General features: G+C 38.3%; 19 protein-coding genes. 5 read left to right on the forward strand and 14 right to left on the reverse strand.

Features of this window, described 5'->3' with window-relative positions; genetic code table 11:
• The first annotated feature begins 34 nt into the window (after positions 1-34).
• On the forward strand, positions 35-3,058 hold the full coding sequence (gene ydiJ, locus L0668_RS19195; protein WP_235314343.1) for a D-2-hydroxyglutarate dehydrogenase YdiJ: 3,024 nt from the start codon (positions 35-37) through the stop codon (positions 3,056-3,058).
• Positions 3,059-3,186: 128 nt separating this feature from the next.
• Here the strand turns inward: ydiJ and L0668_RS19200 are convergent, their stop codons facing one another.
• The 9 genes from L0668_RS19200 to lldD all read right to left on the reverse strand — a co-directional run bounded on the left by L0668_RS19200 (position 3,187) and on the right by lldD (position 12,417).
• Positions 3,187-3,645, reverse strand: coding sequence for a GNAT family N-acetyltransferase (locus tag L0668_RS19200; protein WP_235314344.1), 459 nt, complete (start codon positions 3,643-3,645; stop codon positions 3,187-3,189).
• Between the two features lie 71 nt (positions 3,646-3,716).
• Positions 3,717-4,892, reverse strand: coding sequence for a cupin domain-containing protein (locus tag L0668_RS19205; RefSeq protein WP_235314345.1), 1,176 nt, complete (start codon positions 4,890-4,892; stop codon positions 3,717-3,719).
• A gap of 37 nt (positions 4,893-4,929) precedes the next feature.
• Positions 4,930-6,156 carry an adenylate/guanylate cyclase domain-containing protein gene (locus L0668_RS19210; RefSeq protein ID WP_235314346.1) on the reverse strand — a complete coding sequence of 409 codons (1,227 nt, stop codon included), beginning with the start codon at positions 6,154-6,156 and terminating at the stop codon, positions 4,930-4,932.
• A 103-nt stretch (positions 6,157-6,259) separates the two neighbouring features.
• Complete coding sequence (gene purB / locus L0668_RS19215) at positions 6,260-7,639, reverse strand: adenylosuccinate lyase (protein ID WP_235314347.1); 1,380 nt, start codon at positions 7,637-7,639, stop codon at positions 6,260-6,262.
• 10 nt (positions 7,640-7,649) lie between these two features.
• On the reverse strand, positions 7,650-8,321 hold the full coding sequence (gene hflD, locus L0668_RS19220) for a high frequency lysogenization protein HflD (protein WP_235314348.1): 672 nt from the start codon (positions 8,319-8,321) through the stop codon (positions 7,650-7,652).
• On the reverse strand, positions 8,321-9,451 hold the full coding sequence (gene mnmA / locus L0668_RS19225; RefSeq protein ID WP_235314349.1) for a tRNA 2-thiouridine(34) synthase MnmA: 1,131 nt from the start codon (positions 9,449-9,451) through the stop codon (positions 8,321-8,323). The genes hflD and mnmA overlap by 1 nt, the downstream gene beginning before the upstream one ends.
• 242 nt (positions 9,452-9,693) lie before the next feature.
• Complete coding sequence (locus L0668_RS19230) at positions 9,694-9,987, reverse strand: hypothetical protein (protein ID WP_235314350.1); 294 nt, start codon at positions 9,985-9,987, stop codon at positions 9,694-9,696.
• 209 nt (positions 9,988-10,196) lie between these two features.
• Positions 10,197-10,913: a substrate-binding periplasmic protein gene (locus L0668_RS19235; protein ID WP_235314351.1), complete on the reverse strand. Its 717-nt coding sequence runs from the start codon at positions 10,911-10,913 to the stop codon at positions 10,197-10,199.
• 367 nt (positions 10,914-11,280) lie between these two features.
• A complete protein-coding gene (gene lldD, locus L0668_RS19240; RefSeq protein WP_235314352.1) occupies positions 11,281-12,417 on the reverse strand; it encodes an FMN-dependent L-lactate dehydrogenase LldD in 1,137 nt (378 codons plus the stop codon).
• A gap of 116 nt (positions 12,418-12,533) precedes the next feature.
• On the opposite strand from lldD, the gene L0668_RS19245 reads away from it, so the two are divergent.
• Together L0668_RS19245 and L0668_RS19250 are read left to right on the forward strand one after the other, a co-directional pair.
• Positions 12,534-13,454, forward strand: coding sequence for a LysR family transcriptional regulator (locus L0668_RS19245; protein WP_235314373.1), 921 nt, complete (start codon positions 12,534-12,536; stop codon positions 13,452-13,454).
• Positions 13,455-14,156: 702 nt separating this feature from the next.
• Positions 14,157-14,978, forward strand: a complete 822-nt coding sequence (locus tag L0668_RS19250) for a VWA domain-containing protein (protein WP_235314353.1) — start codon at positions 14,157-14,159, stop codon at positions 14,976-14,978.
• Between the two features lie 390 nt (positions 14,979-15,368).
• Here the strand turns inward: L0668_RS19250 and L0668_RS19255 are convergent, their stop codons facing one another.
• On the reverse strand, positions 15,369-16,136 hold the full coding sequence (locus L0668_RS19255) for a phytanoyl-CoA dioxygenase family protein (RefSeq protein ID WP_235314354.1): 768 nt from the start codon (positions 16,134-16,136) through the stop codon (positions 15,369-15,371).
• A gap of 71 nt (positions 16,137-16,207) precedes the next feature.
• On the opposite strand from L0668_RS19255, the gene L0668_RS19260 reads away from it, so the two are divergent.
• Positions 16,208-16,411: a hypothetical protein gene (locus L0668_RS19260; protein ID WP_235314355.1), complete on the forward strand. Its 204-nt coding sequence runs from the start codon at positions 16,208-16,210 to the stop codon at positions 16,409-16,411.
• 67 nt (positions 16,412-16,478) lie between these two features.
• Positions 16,479-17,252 carry an IclR family transcriptional regulator gene (locus L0668_RS19265; protein WP_235314356.1) on the forward strand — a complete coding sequence of 258 codons (774 nt, stop codon included), beginning with the start codon at positions 16,479-16,481 and terminating at the stop codon, positions 17,250-17,252.
• A gap of 65 nt (positions 17,253-17,317) precedes the next feature.
• Here the strand turns inward: L0668_RS19265 and L0668_RS19270 are convergent, their stop codons facing one another.
• From L0668_RS19270 to L0668_RS19285, 4 genes are all read right to left on the reverse strand, one after another.
• Positions 17,318-18,397 carry an NHL repeat-containing protein gene (locus L0668_RS19270; protein ID WP_235314357.1) on the reverse strand — a complete coding sequence of 360 codons (1,080 nt, stop codon included), beginning with the start codon at positions 18,395-18,397 and terminating at the stop codon, positions 17,318-17,320.
• A 212-nt stretch (positions 18,398-18,609) separates the two neighbouring features.
• Entirely contained in the window at positions 18,610-19,224 is a 615-nt protein-coding gene (locus L0668_RS19275; protein WP_235314358.1) for a GntR family transcriptional regulator, read from the reverse strand.
• A 267-nt stretch (positions 19,225-19,491) separates the two neighbouring features.
• Positions 19,492-20,973: a tryptophan halogenase family protein gene (locus L0668_RS19280; protein ID WP_349815659.1), complete on the reverse strand. Its 1,482-nt coding sequence runs from the start codon at positions 20,971-20,973 to the stop codon at positions 19,492-19,494.
• Positions 20,974-21,093: 120 nt separating this feature from the next.
• Positions 21,094-23,634 (reverse strand): hypothetical protein, encoded by a 2,541-nt coding sequence (locus tag L0668_RS19285; protein WP_235314359.1) that lies wholly within the window; start codon positions 23,632-23,634, stop codon positions 21,094-21,096.
• Position 23,635: the final 1 nt, after the last annotated feature.

Here is a 23,635-nt window from a genome sequence, read left to right on the forward strand (position 1 = left end):
CATCATTTTTGCCTTTGAATCTGAACTTATTACTATGCTTCCAGCGTTAGATCCCCGCTCAATTATCGAGAGTGATTACCAAGAATTTTTAGCTGCGTTAAAACAATCATCATTTTCTGGTGATATTGAATTTAGTTATGCCAGCCGATTGGCTGTGTCGACTGACAATTCAATTTACCAGAAGCTTCCACAAGCCGTGGTTTTGCCTAAAAGTATCGAAGATATTTCTGTTATAGGTAGCATTGCGAATCAGTTTGAAAACGTTAAGTTTTCAGCTCGTGGGGGCGGTACAGGGACCAATGGCCAATCATTAACCTCTGGTATTATTGTGGATGTGTCTCGCCACATGAATAAAGTGTTGGAAGTAAATGTCGAAGAAAAGTGGGCGCGTGTGCAGGCCGGCGTGGTAAAAGATCAATTAAATGATGTGCTAAGGCCGTTAGGATTTTTCTTTGCCCCAGATTTGTCTACCAGTAACCGTGCTACTGTGGGTGGCATGATCAGCACTGATGCTTCCGGCCAAGGCTCTTTGGTCTATGGTAAAACCAGTGATCATGTTTTAGGTCTAACCTCAGTTTTAGCTGATGGCACTGTGTTAAATACTCAGCCAATGGATATTGAAGAAGCTAAAAACATTGCTGATGGAACTTCAGCCCAAGCGCAAGTAACCAAACAGTTATTAGATACCTGCCTAGGAAAGCGCCAACAGATACTTGATAAATTCCCTCGATTAAATCGCTTTTTAACTGGGTATGATCTAGAAAATACCCTAAACGACGATTTATCAAAACTTGATATCAGTCGTGTGATTACTGGTTCTGAAGGTTCATTAGCCTTTGTGGCAGAAGCCAAATTGAATATTACCCCTATCGCTACCTTTAAAGCCTTAGTGAACGTTAAGTATGATTCTTTTGAATCCGCCTTAAGACACGCTCCCAGTATGGTGGCAGCTAACGCCACATCAGTTGAGACGGTTGATAGCAATGTATTGAATTTGGCTAAACAAGATATCATTTGGCATTTAGTCAAAGATTTAATTACTGAAGTGGAAGGTAAAACTGTATTGGGCCTGAACATGGTGGAATACAATAGTAATGACCAAGCGGATATTGAGCAAAAAATAGCTAAACTTTCAGAAAGTTTAAACAAAGCCAGTGACAAAGGAGTGATTGGTTTTCAAGTCACTTACGACAAAGCTGATATAAATAAAATTTACGCTATGCGTAAGAAGTCTGTGGGTTTGTTAGGTAAAACTAAAGGCGAGAAAAAACCTTTAGCATTCGTAGAAGATACAGCCGTTCCTCCTGAGAATTTAGCTGACTTTATTATGGAGTTTAGAGCATTACTTGATAGTTATGATTTGAAATATGGCATGTTTGGTCATGTAGATGCAGGCGTGTTACATGTGCGTCCAGCCTTGGATATGTGCGATCCAGAACAAGAAAAAATGATCCCTGTTATTTCAGACAAAGTTGTGGAGCTGGTGGCAAAGTATGGCGGTTTAATGTGGGGAGAGCACGGTAAAGGTTACCGCAGTGAATATACCCCTCAGTTTTTTGGTGAAGAGTTATACACCGAATTGCGTAAAATTAAATCTGTGTTTGATCCACTTAACAAGATGAATCCGGGCAAAGTCTGTACACCACTAAACTCAAGTGAAGAGTTGGTCAAAGTGTCTGATAAAAAACGTGGTGAGTTTGACAGACAAATCCCAATTGAAATACGTACGTCTTTTGAAGCAGCCATGAGTTGTAATGGTAACGGTTTATGTTTTAATTACGACACCACTTCTCCTATGTGTCCTTCATTTAAAGTGACGGGTGATAGACGTCATAGCCCTAAAGGCCGAGCTGGTATTGTGCGTGAGTGGTTAAGGTTATTGTCTGAGCGAAATATTGATATAAAAGAGCTAGAGCACAACGAAGATCCACCCACTTGGTTTGAACGTTTTAGAAACACCACAGATAAAAATGTAGCCGATGACTTTTCTCATCAAGTATTAGAAGTGATGGAAGGCTGTTTGGCTTGTAAGGCGTGTTCTAGTCAATGTCCGGTAAGTGTGGATGTACCTAGTTTTAGATCGCGGTTTTTAAGTATTTATCATCAAAGGTACATGCGTCCAGCTAAGGATCATTTAGTGGGCAACATTGAAAAAATGGCACCTTTGATGGCAAAAGTTCCAAGCGTGGTGAATTTTTTCTTAAAACAAAATTGGTTAAATACAGTTATTCGTAAAACCGTGGGTTACGTGGATACACCTATCTTGTCTGAGCCAACGTTAGATAAAAGGTTGGTAAACACACCAAGCTCTCAATTTAATTTAGATAAGTTAAAAATGTTAAAGCCTGCTGAGTTGGCGAAAAAAGTATGCATAGTACAAGATCCATTTACCAGTTATTACGATGCTGATGTTGTGGAGTCTTTGGTAACCCTAATGACCAAGTTAGGTTATGAACCCATACTGTTGCCATTTATGCCAAATGGTAAACCACAACATGTTAAAGGGTTTTTAAAAGAGTTTGCACAAACCGCAAAAAATGCTGCAGATTTACTCAATCAATTAGCAGATTTAAACATGCCTTTGATAGGCGTGGATCCTTCTATGGTGCTTTGTTATCGAGATGAATACACAAAAATATTAGGCAAAGAGCGTGGAGACTTTAACGTACAATTGGTACATGAATGGTTAAGAGGATTAACTCTACCTGAAGTAAAACAAACCAGTGGGGATACCACAACTTATGCCTTGTTTGGTCACTGTAGTGAAAAAACAGCTTTGCCTACTTCTGAAAAAGAATGGCAGAACATATTCCAAAAAGTAGGTTTAGTATTAAAATCTATTCCAGTTGGGTGTTGTGGTATGGCCGGTACCTTCGGTCATGAAGCCAGTCATTTAGAAGAGTCTAAAGGTTTATACCAGTTAAGTTGGGAGCAAGCTGTAAAACAATTAGCCCCAGAACAGATATTAGCCACAGGTTATTCATGCAGAAGCCAAGTTGCACGTATGGAGCAAATTAAGCCTAAACATCCATTGCAGATATTAGCTGAGAGTTTATAACTCTTGAGGTTAAACTGGATGAGAAAACTTGGGCTAAATTAGGTAATTCTTGTCATTCTTGAGAGTATATTTTCTCTGGAAATAACAAACCCTAATTTTGCCCTAGAGACTAATATTGTATCTTGTCTCTAGTGGGTGAGTTCTACTCTGGCGAGTGAGAAATCATTTAAGCTGCATACCAATTGTTGCCTAGGTATGCCAGCTTCCATAAATACCGAACCGACTGGACGGAATCCCTGTTTTTTATAGTAATTAACACCTTCCAACTCGCATTGCACTAAAACGTTTTCCATTCCATGTTGTTTAGCAATATTAAGCAATGCATTAAAGAGTACTTGATAAACTTCTGGTCCTCTAAATTGAGGTTCAACCGCAATCCGGCCAATCTCTCCTTTAGGAGTAATTCTCCCTGTAGCCACATCTTGATTATTTTCGTTAACAATCAAAATATGAAACGCTATCTTGTCATCTTGGTCAAATTCGCATTCTTCGGGAATGCGCCATTGGCATACAAATACTTTTTCTCTAATTCTTTTAAGTTTGTGTTGTTCGTTTCCCCAGTCGACGTTTTTGGAATAAAACGCCATTTACTTGCTCCTTTATTAAATCTATCAAGATAGATAATTGAAAGTTATTCGAGGTGTTGTTATCAAAAATATTACTCATCAATATACCAAAACCCCGAATTAACTAGTGTAGACAATAATTGTGTAAAAAATAAACGTTTGTAGGCATTATTTTCAACTGAATCATTAAATTTGGGATTACAAAGAAAGTTTTTAACCAATTTGGCTTCATTATTAGCGACTGAAGAATTAACAACTGAAAATTGCTGGCCTTCAATATAAAATCTAAAGGTGTCTGATTGTACTACGTCTTGTTCTGCCTTTTGCTCTATAAAGACAGGCTTGATCCCCGGCGCTCTAACAAAAACGCTACCTAGTTTTAATTCTTCGGTTATTTGCTCTGGGGTAACACTATCTTGAACAAGGTGACTCTGAGCTAACACTTTGCTTTGACTCATAAAGTTAGGTAACCATTGTTCAAGTTGATCACTTTGTAACGCATCTTGCAGCATAGCCTTAAATGCAGCTAATTCTTGTTGTTTTATTTCACCGCTGTATTGACGAGTGGATATCTCTTTATCCGAATATCGGTTAGTTAACATATTGTTGTCGATGGCATGATCGGCAAAAGAAGATAATAACTCTTGTGTTGTTGGAGCTCTAAAGCCTACTGAATAATTCAAACACTCTTCTAGGGCAACGCCATTGTGGGGATGATTTGGTGGAATATATAAAATATCGCCGGCAGATAGTACCTCATCAATTACCGGCTCAAAGCCTGTTATTTGTGATAAGTCGCAGTGTGGTTGAGTTTTTTGAAAGTCGGCCGGTAGCCCAACCTGCCAACGCCGAGTCCCTTTTCCTTGGATAATAAATACGTCGTATTGATCTAAATGGGGGCCAACACCGGCTTGTGCGTTCGAATAACTTACCATCAAATCGTCCATACGCCAGTAAGGGATAAAATCAAAGGCTCGCATTAATTGATCAGCTTCAGGTAAATAGTGATCGACCGATTGAACTAATAAACTCCAAGCACCTAGTAGGTGTTGATTGATGTCATCAAATGGACCGTGTGTTACCTGCCACTTTTGGTTATCACAACTCACTATCCTAGAATCGACTTCGTCTTCTTCAGTTAATCCTGCTAACAGGTGCTCATCGACGGGATCAATAAAGTTTTTAAAACCTTGTTTAATCACTAGTGGCTTTTGTTGCCAGTAATGTTTTAAAAACTGTTCATTATTAAAATTTTGTAATTTATACATTTAGCATGGGCTCTTAAATAGATTTATGGACTCTCAATTAATTCTTTTGTCCTAGTAACCAATAGGTATCCACTGTACCAACTCCCTTAATATTAACCGCGCCACGTTTTTCGTAGTTAAAGTTATGTTTGGTTAGCTCGTAAGTGGAGTGAGTCGTTTGGATCTTGTTAGATATGCCGTGGCTTTCCATGCGCGAAGCTAAGTTTACTGCTTCACCCCACAGGTCGTAACTAAATTTATTTTTACCTATGATACCAGCAATTACTTCTCCACAACCAATACCTATCCGTAATCCTGTATTTAAATGATGTTTTTGGTTGATTTTCTCAAAGGCTATCTGCATGTCTAAGGCACAATGACAACAGTGAATGGCGTGGTTAGGATCAGCTTGAGGTAAGCCACAAGCCGCCATGTAACCATCACCGCTGGTTTTAATTTTTTCTAATCCATAATGGCTGGATAACTCATCGAAGGTGCAATAAATTTCATTCAGTATTCTAACCAATTGTTGCGGCGTTTTTGTTTTACACAAGGGCGTGAAATTGTGAATATCAGCAAACAAAATACTGGCTTTTGCAAAGTAATCGGCAATTAGTGCATGGGGATGTTTCAATCGTATTGCGATACTAGCTGGCAGAATATTAAGCAGTAATTGTTCAGAACGAATACGCTCATTGGCTAGTTTACGCCAACTTCGATTGACGTTTTTCCATAGGTGATACCCACTGAGTAGGCAAAACAAAGTAAAAATACAGGTATAAGAAATCCTAAATAATTGCTGATGTAAAGTGTGGCGCATAATAGGTTGTTGAATATAAAACCAAGCTTCAATAGATAGAAAAAGTGCACATAGAATAATAATACTGGTTAACATTTCTACTATTTCATTTTCATCAAAAAAGAATGGGCAAATTAGAACAGCTAACACCAAAAAGTATTGAATATTCAGGTTTATATTCCACATCATACAGGTTAATAATATATTTAGAGCATAGGTACTGATAAGCACACTTCTAGCTAGTTTATGGGCTTTATGTTGGTTGAGTATGGGTACTAAACTTAAAAATAAAGCGCTAGAAAAGGCAATAGTTAATTCGAAATAGATTGATTCTTGCCAGAAATAAACGGCTATAGGTACTTGTATTAACACTACGAATATCACAAATAAAGCAGCGATATTAGTCAGGCGGATAGGGTTAATGTTGGTGAGAGACTTGGGATCAATCCCTGACCAAATCCACGTTTTGAGAACGGCCTTAAACATTTTTAAATCCATTTAAAAATCGAAGTGAAAACTAAGTGTAGTCTAAACTTCGATTTTTGGGATTTGAGATTGTAACGCTGTGATATAGCTTTAAGTTAGTCTTCTAGCTGTTTACTTCTAACTGCTCAACGAATTCAATCGCACGGCCAATATAATTAGCAGGTGTTAGCAATTTTAGTTGTGCTTTTACTTCATCAGTTAACTCAAGGGTATCGATAAACTCAGCCATGATTTGCTGATTAACCTTTTTACCACGGGTTAACTCTTTAAGCTTTTCGTAAGGCTTTTCAATACCATAACGACGCATTACTGTTTGTACAGGCTCTGCTAACAACTCCCAGTTGTTGTCTAGTTCATCTAGTAAACTTTGTGGATTCACCTCTAGTTTACTGATCCCTTTTAACGATGCTTGATAAGCAATGATGGCATAACCTACACCCACACCTAAATTTCTTAAAACCGTTGAATCCGTTAGGTCACGTTGCCAACGAGATACGGGTAATTTTGTGGCTAGATGGCCAAACATAGCGTTAGCTAAACCTAGATTACCTTCAGAGTTTTCAAAATCGATTGGGTTAACTTTATGCGGCATGGTAGATGAACCAATTTCACCAGCAACGGTTTTTTGCTTAAAGTGGCCTAAAGCAATATAACCCCAAACGTCACGGTCAAAATCAAGCAATATAGTATTAAAACGGGCAATGGCATCAAACAACTCTGCGATATAATCGTGTGGTTCGATTTGAGTAGTAAAAGAATTCCAAGTTACGCCTAAACTCGTGACAAATTCTTGGGCAAAAGTATGCCAGTCTAGTTCAGGATAAGCTGATAAGTGAGCATTGTAGTTACCTACTGCGCCATTGATTTTACCCAACATTTGTACCTGAGCGATTTGGTCTGTTTGACGTTGCAAACGGATCATCACGTTAGCCATCTCTTTGCCCATAGTGGTAGGAGAAGCAGGTTGACCGTGGGTACGAGCCATCATAGGCACAGATTTTAATTCAATGGCTAAACGTTTTAATTCTGCCACTAACTTATTACAGTAAGGTAAAATAACTGAGTCACGGGCTTCGGTTAACATTAACGCGTGAGATAAGTTATTGATGTCTTCTGACGTACAGGCAAAATGAATAAATTCATTCACAGCGTGTAATTCAGCGTTATCAGCTACTTTTTCTTTTAAGAAGTATTCAACCGCTTTTACATCGTGATTAGTAGTACGTTCTATTTCTTTAATGCGCGCCGCATCTTCTTCATCGAAGTTATCTACAATGGCATTTAATACAGCTTGTGCTTCACTACTAAAAGCCGGCACTTCTTGAATTTCAGTAGTCGCCGCTAATTTTTGTAACCAACGAACCTCAACCACTACACGGTATTTTAATAAACCAAATTCACTAAAAATGTGTCGTAACTCAACTGTTTTACTTCCGTAACGGCCATCTATGGGGGATACCGCCGTTAATGCAGATAAGTTCATGAAATAACTCCTAATTTGGTGTGCTAATGAGGTTAAAGGTTTGTTGTGCGCTATTTAATATTTGTTGTCTATTTAACAAAATATGTCGGCGGCGACCGCCAAGTTGTCGCCAAAGTACCGCAGCGCGAACGCCAGCCAATAATGCGGCTCGTACGCGGTATTGATTATCTTCTCGTTTTAGTAGTGCGGGGTCTCCACCTACTTGAATTTTTCTGCCTAATGGGCTTATCACATCAGCATAAACACTGTCTAAATTACGTAACATTTGGGTGTCTAACAATTCTAAATGTTGTTGTTGTCTTTGGATGTTGCTGATTCTTTCGCCTAAAGCAGCCATAGCTTTTTTATTAGGGCTAAGTTTACGTTCAATAGACAACAAATTGGCAATATAACGGGTGATCTCAACGTCTTTATTTGACTGGTTACCTAACTGACTGAGTATGGTTTTAAAGCCAAGGTATAATTGTGATACATCACCAAATACTTGTTCGGTATTCTCAGGTTGGGTAATAGTAATACTGCGAATACTCGTTTCTAAAGCCCCGTGATCATAATCGGTTGATCTAGCAATTTGCTTAACCACAGCCGCTGCTTGGCATACTCCGGCTAAGGCTAGATTGCTTTGATAAAACCTGTCTTCTTTGTGTGACAGGTTATTTGTTTGGTTATTTTCTTGATTCATTAACGGATATAATTCTCTATGATCCCGCCACCAAGGCAGACTTCATTTTGGTAAAAAACAGCAGATTGTCCTGGCGTAACGGCTTTTTGTGGTTGATCAAACATCACTTTAACTGAACCATCTTCTTGTGGCGTGACTGTACAAGGAATGTCTTCTTGACGATAACGGGTTTTGACTGCACATTTTATTTCGTTTTGAGGTCCGGTGCGATCAACCCAGTGTAATTGATTGGCGATTAAACCATCTGAATAAAGGCGAGGGTGGTTAGCCCCTTGACCAACAATCAAAACATTTCGTTCAACGTCTTTGTCCACCACGTACCAAGGATCGTCGCCAAACTCCTTCATTCCACCGATCAGTAATCCTTTTCGTTGACCTAAAGTGTGATACATCAAACCTTCATGTTGCCCTATGACTTGGCCTTCTGCCGTTTCAATTTCGCCAGGTTGGGCGGGCAAATATTGGGCTAAAAAATCTTTGAACTTGCGCTCGCCAATAAAACATATACCCGTACTGTCTTTTTTATTGTGGGTGACTAAGTCTTGCTCAAGGGCGATTTCACGCACTCGGGGTTTTTCTAAGTGTCCAATTGGGAATAAGGTCTGGGCAACATGTTGCTCCCCTAGTGTATATAAAAAATAACTTTGATCTTTGTTGCCATCTAAGCCACGCAACATTTGCCAATTTCCAGAAGCATCTGAACGCTGAACATAATGGCCTGTCGCGATGTAATCAGCAGATAATTCTTCCGCGGCAAACTCAAGGAAAGCTTTGAACTTAATTTCTTTGTTACACATGATGTCGGGATTAGGCGTGCGGCCAGCTTTGTATTCTGCTAGAAAATACTCAAATACATTGTCCCAATATTCTGCTGAAAAATTGATGGTATGTAATTCTATGCCAAGTTTATCAGCCACCGCTTGGGCGTCTTTCAAGTCTTCAGCCGCCGCGCAGTATTCGTCATTATCGTCTTCCTCCCAGTTCTTCATGAACAAACCTTCCACTTGGTAACCTTGCTCTTTGAGCAAAAATGCAGAGACAGATGAATCTACACCACCAGACATACCTACAATGACTTTTATTTGGCTGTTGTCAGGTTCGGATTGAGGAGTTTGAGCTTGTGTTGTCATAAAAAATATTGGGATCGATATAGCTGCAAAAATGGAGGCGAAGTTTAGCAGGAATTTGGGGGAGAATCATCTGGTTAATAAATGGAATTTTTATTAAAACCATAAAATGTAAGGCGCTAGTAATTGGAATACTTTGTTTCTGCAAGATACCAGTTAGATATTGTGTTAGATGTAATCTAATAGGCTCATAATTATATCGAGTAATAGATAACACCTGTATCTATTACTGTCGGCGGTCATGATTACTTTTTCATATTTTGTTTTTCTATGTCCGACTGAGCAATAACATGAGCGCAAGTTGTCTTAGTTTTCATTTTGCCATTATTATCTTTGTTTTTTTGATCGAAGATTGTTATTTCATATTGGGTTTCTGCTTGGTGCAAACAAGCTTGCTGAGAGCCGGCCGCTCTAGCGTATTCGTCTTTCGTGTCTATGGTTGTGCAGGAAGAAAGTGCAAATATAGGAATAGAAAATAAAGGCAGGGGAATTAATATTAAGCTAGCTATTTTTCTCAGATTTATGGTTCCATTTTTCATTTGGCTTTTCCTTTTAATATCAAGTTATTAAGCTTAGTTACTGATAGGTAAGAAAAGTTCCATTATATGCCAATTTACTCACTGTTTTATTTTTTGCAAAAGTAATACGAGGAGCACACGGGCCAGCTGCATCCTCATTTACGAAAGTATTATTTACTTGTTAGCAGTAGCTTGACTATTCACTATGTAACACTTTTACTATTGTGAATTTAGTTACTTTGTTTGGCAAAACTTGTAAGTAATTCTTGATATCTGCCTGAATCTTGCAGTTTTTGAAAGCCTTTGTTGTACAAGTCCATGTATCGTTTGTTGTTTTTATTTTTCTTATTTAATAATAAGTATAAAGGCATATTTTGGAACGATTTAGGGTGAAAGGTAAGTTGTTCTCGCTGTTTGCTATTAAACAACTTGCGCATTTGGGCTATGCCTACTTCCCTTTGTTGAGGGAATATATCTATACGACCTTTGAGTAACATTTTAAAATTGGATTCGTCTGATACTACTCTTATATAGGTTAATTCTTGGGCTTTTAGATTATTAACTAATTCATTTTCTCCATCTAAAACCCAGTCGCCAATTGTAACGCCAAAAATTAACCCTTTTAAATCGTTTATATTCTCCCAAAAAATTGGTTTATCAATGCGGTGAAATAGAACCCAGTTACCCGTATTAATGGGTTGATTACTATAGAAATGGGTATCTTTATGTTGCTTGTTTAATGGCCATCCAACTGTTCCATGCCAACGGTTGTCTTCTGAAAACTTATAGGCACGTGCCCATGGGAAAAACTCGTATTTAACTTTGACACCTACTAAAGCAAAACTCTCTGCGACAATTTGCGAATCTAGCCCGTAGTGAGGTAAGTTTTTTGAATAGAATGGAGGCCATTCACCATTAGTTAGGTGAATGGTATCTGTTATTTCCACTGCATTACCAATATAACTTGAAGCAATTAAAGTTAATAAAAGTAAAACACGTTTTAATTTTATACATTTAGAATATATGTTAATAGGTTAAACTCAGTTACCTGCTCTTACGTGTATCTTAATTATATGCAGAAACGACTGAATTAACTATTCATTGAATTGAGAATCAAAGGATTTGATGTTTGGGAGCCTAATCAATTGAAAATACCCTAATACTTGATGGGCTTTTCGAGAATAGAACTACATTTAAATAGTGAACTGCGAGTATGAAGAGTTTTTTGCGTGACTTAACTTATAGTATTTATGGTATTAATCATGTGGTTGCTAGTTTTAGCAACCACATGTTTTAGAAAACCAATAATTTCGGTTATAGGTTTACCAGCGACTCATGGTTTATTTCTTTAATACTTTTTGCGCCGGTTAAGGTCATGGCTACGCGCATTTCTTTTTCGTATAAATCCAATAGGTTTTCAACTCCTGCTTGGCCATGGGTGGCTAAGGCATAAATATAAGAACGTCCTAAAAGTGTACAATCTGCTCCTAGGGCTAGCATTCGTACTACATCCAGTCCGGTTCTAATACCTGAATCAGCAAATATTTTTAGATCGCCTTTTACTGCATTGGCTATGTCGGGCATGGCTTTAGCTGAAGACATCACGCCATCAAGTTGACGCCCACCATGATTGGATACCACAATACCGTCGGCGCCAAAACTGACTGCATCTTTGGCATCTTGTACATCTAGAATACCTTTTATGACCATAGGGCCATCCCAAAAGTCTCGGATCCATTCTAGATCTTTCCAGCTAATAGATGGGTCGAAGTTATCACCTAACCAGCCAATGTAATCTTCTAACTTGGTAGGCTCTCCGCGATAAGTTGAAATGTTTCCTAAGTCGTGAGGTTTGCCGAAAATGCCTACATCAAATGCCCATTGAGGGTGGCACATAGATTGAACTACTCTGCGAAATGCGGCATTAGGGCCACTCATGCCTGAATGCATGTCTCGGTATCGAGCGCCTGGGACAGGCATATCTACAGTAAATACTAGGGTAGTCACACCTGCGGCCTTTGCACGCTCTAGAACGTTTTTCATAAATCCGCGATCTTTTAAAACATAAAGTTGAAACCACATTGGGCGTTCAATTGCCGGAGCCACCTCTTCAATTGGACATACCGAAACCGTGGACATAATAAAAGGTAAGCCTTTTTTGTCGGCGGCTTTTGCTGCTTGTACTTCACCTCTGCGAGCATACATGCCAGTGAGCCCTACTGGAGCAAGGGCGATAGGTAAGTCTAATTTTTCACCAAATATTTCGGTTTCAAGGTTTAAATCAGACATATTGTTCAACACTCTTTGTCTCAGAGCCACTTCGGCTAAATCTAGAGTATTCCGTTTAAGAGTATGTTCGCCATAAGAACCGCCATCTATGTAATGAAACAAGAAAGGAGGGAGTTTAGCTTTAGCTGCTTTGCGGTAATCTGTGGATGCTGAGATGATCATGGTTTCAATCCTAGTATTTTTAGATATTTTAATTTTAACTTTAGCTAATTTACTGCTTTATTTTTTGTTTATAAATAGAAATAATGAAAAACTTTATTTCCAAAATTGACTTAATTATGAATGCAAACGATTTAATTCTATTTTCACAAGTGGTTGAGTTGGGAAGTTTTAGCAAAGTAGCGGATGTAAATAACCTTACAAATTCGGTTGTGAGTAAACGTATTGCCCGTTTAGAAAAAGAACTAGGGGTGCAATTGTTGTACAGGACAACACGTAAACTCACTTTAACAGAAGCCGGAAAAATACTGATCCAAAGAGCTAAGTTGGTCAGCCAAGCTACCACTGAAGCAATGCAATCTGTGTCAGGGTTTGGCGAGAGCTTAACCGGACATATTAAAATGTCGGTGCCGACTATTTCAGGTGATTTATTACTGGCAGATGCCGTGACTGAATTTTGCCACTCACAACCGGGCTTAACCGTTGATATGTCGCTGGATAACCGTATGGTTGATTTGATTGGAGAAGGTTACGATATAGTGATCAGAACGGGTTATCTCGATGATTCAAGTTTAATTGCTCGGCATATTATTGATTCGCAATGGGTTGTGTGTGCATCATTAGCCTACATCAATGAATATGGTCGACCGGCTAATCCAACTGACTTAGTTAAGCACAATTGTTTACGGTATGCTTATCAAACAAGGGGCGCTAGTGAGTGGGAGTTTAAAGAAAATAATCAAAATTACTTGGTAAAAGTATCAGGTGCTTTTTCAACTAATAATGCAGCCGCACTACGTAAAGCAGCTCTAGGTGGTTATGGTATTGCCTATGTTCCTAGGTGTTTAGTTTACCATGATCTACAAGACGCTAAGTTGATTGATTTGTTTCCTCAATCGGTGGCCAAAAGATTAGGTGTGTATGCGGTGTATCCATATACTAAGCAACTTCCATATAAAATTAATCTATTAATTGAACACATTAGAGATAGATATCTAGCTCATTCTCAGTATTTTTTAACACCTGAAGACTCAGTTTAAAGCTATTTTGTCAGATGTATTCGAATTAGTTCTGATTTTACAACCATAAACTCTGCTGGCTAAATATTCATTTTATTGATGGCTAACTTATGTATTTCATTTTCCACAACTAGTTTATTTAACAATTTTATGAAATTTTTTTTGGCCTAATGGCCTTTTTATTTATTTGTTTGTTTTGGATCTTTTGCTAACTGGCGTCAGGCTGATGTTTCTATTATGGGGACTAATATCCATGTGGAGGTTTGGGCTGAAAAGCCTGCTTAAGCTGATAAGTCGATTCAGACTGTTGGCCTAGGATATTATCCAACAGTGGAAAATTAACACAGAATAAAGTCATTTAACTAAGGAACGTAATTTTTGTGGTGAGAATTCGGATAGATCTAATCGATACATGTTTATATAAGTAAGTTGAACTTATTTTTATGTGAGTGTAATTTTATACACATTGCGTTTTACAGTGTCAGATTATTTAACATATTCCAATCCTATGAAGTTTATATGTTATTTAATCATTTGATTTAAAATGAATTATTTACTCTGGAATGAAATATGCTTCAGCGTTGCGAGTTACAAATCGTGTGACTATTTGTTATGCATAAATGCTAAAATTTTTTACTTGAAGGATGTAGTAGGTAATTAATATTGGTTAATTGTATAACTATAAATTAACTTAAATAGTACTAAGAACTGAAAGGAATTGTGATGTTCAACTTAAAAAAACTCCTCACTCGTGTTGCCCCCGGTGTTTTAATTATAATGATGAGTACAACTTCTACTCAAGCTGCCATTATAAACCTTGGATTTTCACTTGATGAGTCCGGCTCAGTGGGAAGCTCTAACTTTAATCTGACCAGAGATGCCCTAGCTGATGCTTTAGCAATCATACCAACAACCGGAACAAACCAGTATCGCTTAGCTGTAACAACGTTTTCCAGCATAGTGACCCAAGTTATTGCCCCTACAATTGTTTCTGCTGCCAATATTGGCGCACTACAGACTCAATTAAAGGCCACAGCTTATTCTGGAGGAGGTACTGCTACACATTCTGCCATTAGTAATTTGGCAAGCCTGTTTAGTGGATTTAACACTGATCTTACTTTGTTTAATATTACTACTGACGGCTCGCCAAATAGTCAATCAAGTGCCGAAGGCGCTGCCCTTTTTGCGTTTAATGATTACGTTGATGGCATAAGCTTTGAAGCGGTAGGCGGCGGAATTAACAATACTTTTGCTCTTAACAATATGGCTAGAATAGCAGGTTTAGGTACGTCAGGTGATGCAACTGCTGGCGTGGTTCTTGCCTCAGGAGATGCTATCCCTGATGCGGCTCAAACCGGGTTTGTTATACCTGTACTAACTTTTGCTGATTATGAAGATGCCATTAAAGCAAAAATTACTCAGATAGTTGTTGATACAACCCCTGGTGGTTCAACCCCAGTACCAGCACCTTCTGCGGTATCATTGCTAGCTTTGGGTTTTGCAGTTATGTTTGCTCGACGTGCAAAAAAAATGAGTAACTATTAGGTTTTTTAGACCTTACTGTTAACAAACCTATTTAACACCAAAGCATTTTCGAAGCTTTGGTGTTTTATTTTGGGTTCACTTCTCGCACACTCTAAATTCATAGTATAAATTTGAAGTTTTGTCTTAACATAAGCTAATAAATGTGGATCTACTTTAGGTTCATGTATTCTCGTTGTAGGTTAGCTTGGCATTATTGATATGCATCATGCTAACCCTTCCAATTATAGTTAACATACCGATAGGGATTTAAAAACTTAGTACATGATTATCAGGTTGGTGACCCTTGGCCGTAACCACTAAAATTATTTAATGAAATGAAAAGGCAGCTAAATGTTAATTAGTTGCCTTCTTAAAAGTAAAACTAGGTTTAGACTATTCAAACTAGGCGGTTTAGTTTTTTTCTTGCCAATTTAGTATTGCATCATCTTCCACTCGTTCTAGTGGATAATAAACTGCTTCATTATCAATGAATGGTTTATTACTTTCGGCGCAATATGCCATGATTATAGTCCAGCGTGGGTCAGCACTACGGTTTTGATTTGACTTATGCAACAAGTTACAGTGGAAAAATAAAGTATCGCCCGGCTCCAGCTCTACATCGACTAACTCTAAATGTTTTTCTGCTTCTTCAACAAAAGCGATTTCAGCGCCTTTTTGATCACCCGTTCGGCTGTGATTCAAACGACCTAAATGATGCGAGCCTTTCAATACCTGCAGGCAACCATTTTCAATGGTGGCTTTATTAATGGCAATCATAGTACTGACCAATTTAGGGTATAAATGGTAGTTGTCGTTGTGCCAATATCCGTAATCCTGATGCCATTCCCATGCACCACCTACAAAAGGTTCTTTCATCATTATTTTTGTACTGGTGTGGTATACAGGCTCTCCTAACAATAAATCTACAGAGTCTGATAATCTGCGGCCTCTAGAGAACATACTATATAAATCATCACCCAGTTTATTCCAGATACATACCTTACTAACTGTCCCACTTGCGTCTTTTTTGTCCCAAGCACGTTGGTATAAAGAGTCATCGTTAAAGGCTTTTTCTTGTAAACGGTCTATTTCTGCTTCGTTATAAAAACCACGGGCAATAACATAGCCATCTCGGTGAAAGTCTTTAACTTGTTCTGGGGTTAATAGTTTATTTGGCATTGTTACTCTCCAATATTTATTTCTATATGAATTTAATATTCTAATATAAATATTATGTTAGGCTTTTTTTGATGATTGTCAACAATAAATTTGTTGATATAAATTCAAATAATAGAAATAGGTTTGTGTTCTGTTTAATTAAAGCAGATCACTATCGCAGTAATTATAAAGGCACGCCAAAATCCGGTTTTAGAGAATGGGGCGTTGTGGATCAGAATAGAAATAAAAAGCAGGCTTATTTTCAGCTAAAACAAGTGATTGAAATGTGGAAGTAAATTGATTTTGCGAGTCGAAATGCTACTCTATCGTGCTAAATAAAGCTTGTTTGATAGATAGAAACTCGTGACTGAACCAGAAGTAAAAAATAAATATGCTGTTCCGGCATTAGATAAAGCCCTAGACGTGTTGGAATATTTAGTTGATCAAGAAATTGCTAAATCGCAAACGGAGATAGCGCAAGCCTTAGGCCGCGGGCCAAACGAAATTTATCGAGTGTTGGTGAATCTAGAGGGTAGGGGATATTTAGTCCGTGATCCTTTGTCTGGTCACTATCGAGCGTCGTTAAAGATGTATACCCTTTCCCGTCGAATTTCACCTATTGACCAATTACGTCAATGTGCCATGCCACATATGGAAGATTTGGCGGTTAAAGTAGGCCACTCATGTTATTTAACTATGCTTTACCAAAGTCAAACTATGGTTTTGGTTCAAGCACGAAGCCAAGTACCGATTTCGGTTAATATCACCGAGGGGTCTATGTTTCCAACTCTTTCCACTACCTCTGGAAAAGTCTTATTGGCCAATAGTAATGATGAGGTTCGCGAATTACTCTTAGAGCGGATTGATGGTTATGCAGATTATTCTGCACAGGATAAAAGCCAGTTAATCAAAGAATTAGATGAAATTAAACAAGATGGTAGTTTGAGCGCTCAAAACCAGTTTATCCAAGGTGTAGTGGATTACGCCTCTTTAGTTGGTCAGCCCGATGGAAAAGTAGTGGCTTGTTTGGTTGTGTCTACTTTAAATACATATAACAAAGATCTAGCTAATCAAGCTGAGATCATCGAACAAGTGATTAAAACGGCCAAAACCATAACCAAACAGTTAGGGTGTTAACTTAGCTGCGAGATACGAGCCACGAGCTTCATTCTGCTCGAGGCTCGTACAACTCGCAGCTGCTTTTAAAGTTTTTCTAATTTTATTGGGTAACTTTGATTGGCGCGCCATTGGCCAACATACACATTGCCTTGTTCATCGATACAAACCCCATGGCAGTGCTTAAATAAATCCCAAGTTGAACACATAGGCTGCAATTTGCCATCTATGTATTCAGGTTGAGTACCGCCTATATTAGCAACTACCTTGTGGTTTTCATCAAGAATGGCAATAAAACCAGAGTCCTCTGCATTTTTTCCATCATGATGTGACCAACAAACTGGTGCATAACCAAATTTACCATCTAACACTGGTCCACCAATATAGGCGCCAGGTGTCTCTATCGTAGAAATATATTCACCAGTCATACTAAATATTTTAAGCGCCCGTTCGCCACGTGAGCTAATTATAAGTTTGGGTTCACCAGGTTTTCGTGAGTCTATTGCGATGCCATGGGTGTTAGATAAGTTTAGATTTGGATCTTGATTGTCGTGTCCGCCCCAGTGACGAATATACTGACCTTGTTTATTGTACTGCAAAACATAATCCGAGCCGTAACCGTCGGTTACATAAAAATCACCATTGTTGGCTATTGCAATATCTGTGGGTCTAAAGGGCTGTTCTGGTGTGTATACGCCTATAGTTTGAGGATGACCAACACTAAAGATTAACCTGCCTTCTATGCTTAATTTGGCGATAAAGCCACTTTGTGCCACTACTTTATTGGTAGGAGAGTCCCAATCATCTGTGGATACGCCATCCCATTTGGGATTAACTAACCAGCCGCTATCCACCACGTATAAATAATCTTGGCCATTTTCATTCACCACTTTTATGGCATGAGCGCCTGGAAATTCTGTGCCCCAAGCCTCTAACAGTTTACCTTCTGGACTGTAAATAATGATGTTATTTTTAACATTGTCGGTGATCATGATTATCCGACCTTGGGAGTCTATAGCTAAATCATGACAGTTCTCTACTGGAAACATAGCAGGATCAAGTTGCCCCCAGTGGGTATTGACTTTGTAAGTAAACTCTCCTGCACCGACAATTTTTTCATGGGGATCTTGCTGAGATTTAGGTAATGGGCTTACGTACTGAGTCATAGAGGCTCTCTTTAACTAGATTGATATCTAGCACAATTAGGAATTTAAAGATGGGATTGTATCAACTGAAATCTAGTTGTAAATGGTAGATTGTTTACAATGACGTGATTTAAGAATTAACGGCTAAGAACTAAAATGGCAAGTGGGATGTTAATAGGCATTTAGCTATGTACTAAATGCCTATTAGCTTACTTAAATAAACTTGTGTTGAATTATCTAATATTAGCTTTTACTGCTTTGGTGGCTTTAGATACTTCGCCACTACGTAGGGCTTCTACTATTAATCTATGCTCATTTACACATGCATCACCAGAAGTAATACGCTTATAATTCAAACGCATACGCATCACAAATGGGTACCAAATATTAACTAGCTCATCACCACCAGCTTTATAGATGATGTAGCGATGGAAAGAAATATCGACTTTTGTTACCTGGGTGTAATCTTCATTTTCAAAAGCACCTTGTAAATCATCTAAAATTTTATCTAATTCAGCAAAATCTTTTTCTGTAAGTGAGCCATGTAATTGCTCAATAGCGTAAACTTCGATGTTTCTTCTTAAATTAATCATCAACTTTTGCATACTTGTATCGAGTACACTATTTACTGAAGCGCCCACGTTATTCTTGGAAATTAATAACCCTTCTTTGGTTAATTGCAAAATAACGTCACGAATCGGGCCGCGAGAAAGACCAAAACGTTCAGCTAATTCTTTCTCATTAAGCTTAGTGTTAGGCGCTAAGTCACCAGAAATAATATCTGAACGTAATTGTTCTGCTATTTGATCTTTTACAGACAGTATTTTAGTTGGTCTAGAGCCAGCCATTATCTTTCCTTTATTAATGTAAAGCGTAATTTAGTTAACATTTCGCTTATATTTTATTGTTGACATAAAATGTTTTAAGTATTTTTGTAAATGTTATCATACAAGACTACAAGCTACATCAAACCAAATTGAATTTTTTATGCCTTATTGTACAGTTACTTATATTACATTGTTAATGAAATGTAAATTACAATGTAATATAAATAGTTAACAAAATTTGGTTTTTAATTTTGGTAATAAAATTATACATAGGTGTTTAAATCAAAATTAAGATCTGCTCGCACAATATTGCTTGATGTAATCTTGATGCGAGGGTAGAGATGAAGCCCTTTGCTCAATTAATTCGCGCATATCACCTAAAAATTTGCTCAATTCTTTAGCACTCATGTTATCAACGATTGGATGATAGTTTTCAGGTGTTAAACCTTGACCAATCATAACTTGCATCCATGAGTCTTCAAATAACTCATCATTTTTTAAACACACATGTCCAGATTGTTTAAACAGCTCTATTCGATGTTTCAAAGACTCGGGTATGCTCATTTGGGTATGATACTGCCAATAGGGGCTATCATCACGCTCTGTGACTACATAATGCAAAATAATGAAATCTCGAATGGAAGCTATATCCACTTCGGTTTGCTGATTAAATTCATCAATATCGACTTGGCGCAAACCATTAACCGGAATTAGTTTAAGTAAACGAATTATGGATTGTTGAATCAAATGAATACTGGTGGATTCTAAAGGCTCTAAAAATCCTGATGACAAACCTATGGCAACACAGTTTTTGTTCCAGTGTTGACTGCGACTCCCTGTTTTAAAGCCAATTTTTCTAGGTGTGGTAAGAGGCTTTCCTTCAATATTATTGAGTAGGAGTTGCTCTGCTGCTTGGTCATCTAAAAACCGGCTACTATAAATTAACCCGTTACCGACTCTATGTTGTAAAGGTATTTTCCATTGCCAACCACTGGCATGGGCAATCGAGCGCGTATAAGGAAGTGGCGGCTCGGTGGATTGTGTTTGTACTGCAATTGCACTGTCATTGATTAACCAGTGGGACCAATCTTTATAGGGGGTTTTTAATGCATCACCAATTAATAGGGCTCTTTGTCCAGTACAATCTATAAATAAGTCGCCACTAATATTTTGACCAGACTCAAGGGCTAAGCTCTCAATTTCACCACTGTTTGTTGTGAGTGTAACTTCAGCAATTTTACCTTCGACTCGCCTAAAGCTTTGGTTCTTTTCGCAAAGCATTCTTAAATATTGAGCATAGGCAGTTGCGTCTAAATGATAAGCGTAATTAATACCTTTATTTTGCACTCGAGCAAATTTACCTTTTAAGGCTGCGACTCTTTCCAAACAAAAATCGCCAAATTCATATTTAAGCCCAAGTTGCTTTCCTTTTAACCAAAAATGTTGAAAGTCAGCAGCCCAACAATCTTTACCTGTTACACCAAATCCATGGAAGTATTGGTGTTGGGTATTTCTCCAGTTTTCAAAATTAATTCCAAGTTTAAAGGTGCCGCCTGTGGCCTTTAAAAACTCAGCTTCATTGATGTTCAATATTTCATGAAAAAACTCAAGGGTAGGGATAGTGGCTTCGCCCACGCCAACCGTAGCGATATCATCAGATTCGACTAATACCACTTCAGTGTTTTTGATTAGCCTAGTCATAGCAACGGCTGTCATCCAGCCAGCGGTACCACCTCCTGCAATGACTATTTTAGTTTTATGTTCTTTCACTTAAGCCTCGTGGTTATTGTTTTTGTTAGATGTTTTTATTGTAATGACTATTTTTGGTAACAAAAAGGCCTAGTGAAATTCACTAGGCCTTTGGCTTATGTTTTTATTAGTAATCTCAGATTACTGAGGTACCGGGAACAACTTAATGTTGTCTATTTCGAAGGTTTGTCCACCTGGAATATTAATTTCCACCCGAACTTTTGCGTTTTCCCAATCGAAATCAACGTCACTTGCGTACTTTCCAAGGTTTCCATTCCAGTCAGTACCAATGGATTGCGTATTTAAGTGATATGCATAGGTATTCCACTCTGTCGAGCTTGGTTTGGCAAATGCACCTTTACGTACCCAATTACCAGTCTCCTCATCTACAATTCTAGCTAGAAGTGGTGATGGGTTAGCGCCATTCGGATCAGAATAAGTAGGGTTACTTAAATCAAACTGCAAAATGTAACGCATACCTTTTTTGATACCACCTTGAATTAGATTGTTAGAATCTAAATACAGCGTACCACCACCAGGTCCGGCAGTTGCTTCAAGACCATATTGTAAGTCATCGGTATTTTGTACTCGGTTGGCTTCTTCAGTAACGGCTAGGGTGACATCCCCAGTAACAGCCCACCCTCCAGCTGTGCCTGAGGTAAATACTCCATCAGGAATGAGGTCACGAGATTTCTGATAGTCGTATTTTATCATCGAGAAATTATCGTAAGTACCTGTAGCTAGACGGAAAGTGACGTCAAAAGTCGCATCTTTCGTGAAGAACTCGTTGGCATCTACGTATGTTAAAGAATGTTCTACCCAATCATTAGTACCGCCGTTGGCAGAGTTTTCAATTTGGAATGGATCGTTTGTGTCACCATTTTTATTAAAGGAAACTCGCACGCCACCCCATGCCGCGTTTTGTTTACTGTTGAAGCTGATGTAGTAATCATCCCCTTCTTCGATTTTACCTTGCTCTATACCCGCTACATCAATTTCCATAAAGGTATTATCTGCAGCTACATTTAGCCCGTACTCTCCACTTGCCGCAGCTTCCATTGCAACAGAAGCCACACCATCACCACCTTGCCAAGCACTACCGTCTAAACTACCTGTTTCAAAGGTGTTGTAGTCAGGATTAGTCTTATGGAAAAGGTTGTGGTTAGCACCTGTGACATTAATATTTAACGTGCGCTCATCAGAGGTAAACAAACCATCGGTTAATCTATAGGTATAAGATAATGTTCTGCTTTCACCTGGTGCCAAGTCTAAGAACCCATATGGATCAACTTTCACCACATTAGGATTAGATAAATCGATACCATAACCAGTACTACCATCTGCAGCAACAAAATCAATCACCTGCATATTGTCACCATCTAGATCAAATGCGCCTTCTTTTAAATCAAAAGTAGTAATAGCGGCATTGGTACCCATAGGTTTATCTAATACGGCTTCAGTAAACTCTGGTGGGTTAACAACATCCGCACCTTTAATAGTTACAATGAAGCTACGGTCAGTAGTATTGTTATCATCTGAGACTTGGTAAGTAAACTCAAGGTCTACTGAATCACCACGGTTTAATGCATCTGCATAAGGTGCGGGGTCAATTTCGACCATATATTCAACTATGCCACGCTCTTCAGTCCATTTAGTTGTATCATTAGTTGGATTGTAAACACCTGGAGGCGTTCCTTCTGGTGCCGTTACTCCTAACACATCTAACCGCTCAACTGTGTAGTCTTGAGACCTATATATCTCGGTTAAATCTCCCACTTCACCTTTAAGTATTTCAATATCTTCAATATCTTGATCATAGATACCTTCTGCGATATTGATCTTGATGGGCTCGTCTTTTTCTGACAAAACAATTGGTTTAATTTCAAACGGTTTACGTTCGCCAGTATCATCATCAAGAATTGGCTCACCATCTTCATTGAGTTCAATAAATACTGGTGCTGTATCTTCACCGTCAATAACAATTTTAATCCTTCTATCTATGCTTGATTCGCCATCCGTTACCTTATAAATAAGGTGTATTTGCGATGTTTGGCCTGTTCTGAGTATAGGTGCAAACTTTGAAGGATTTACCATTATTGAGGTTTCTTTCAACTCTAAACCATAAATAAGTTCATTTGTAACAGGTAAGTTTTGAAGTTCACGAATCTCTTCTTCCTGTTCAAATGTAGTATCGATGATATTGCCTTCAGCATCGAATAAATCTAACGCTTCAAGAATTGGATCACAGATCTCTGGATAATCAGGAGCATTGCCTAATGTGTCTGAACAGTTAGGCCCTTCCCACAAAAATTGGACATTTTCTACTGACAGTGCAGAGCCGTTATCTGCGTCAGATATGCCTGTTAATAGATCAATTTCTACATGGGCTACAGGCTCTGGATTTCTTGAATCGTTACTCGGAAAACTCCCAGCACTTTCTTTAAAACGATACTCCCACTCCAATTTACCATCATCGTTATCGTAGGTAGATGTCATCCATTTGATATCGCCATTGGCATAAGCTGCAGCATCAGTATAACCCTCTACTACTAATACTGAAGTATCTAGCATGGGAGCTGTTTTATTTTCGATTTTTACTATTTCGTTATCTGTTCCGCCACCACAGCCATAGAGTGCAGTCATCACCGCCGGAACTAATAGATTTTTATATTTAAATTTCATT

It is taken from the genome of Paraglaciecola algarum, from assembly GCF_021532655.1.
In the GTDB taxonomy this organism is placed as follows: domain Bacteria; phylum Pseudomonadota; class Gammaproteobacteria; order Enterobacterales; family Alteromonadaceae; genus Paraglaciecola; species Paraglaciecola algarum.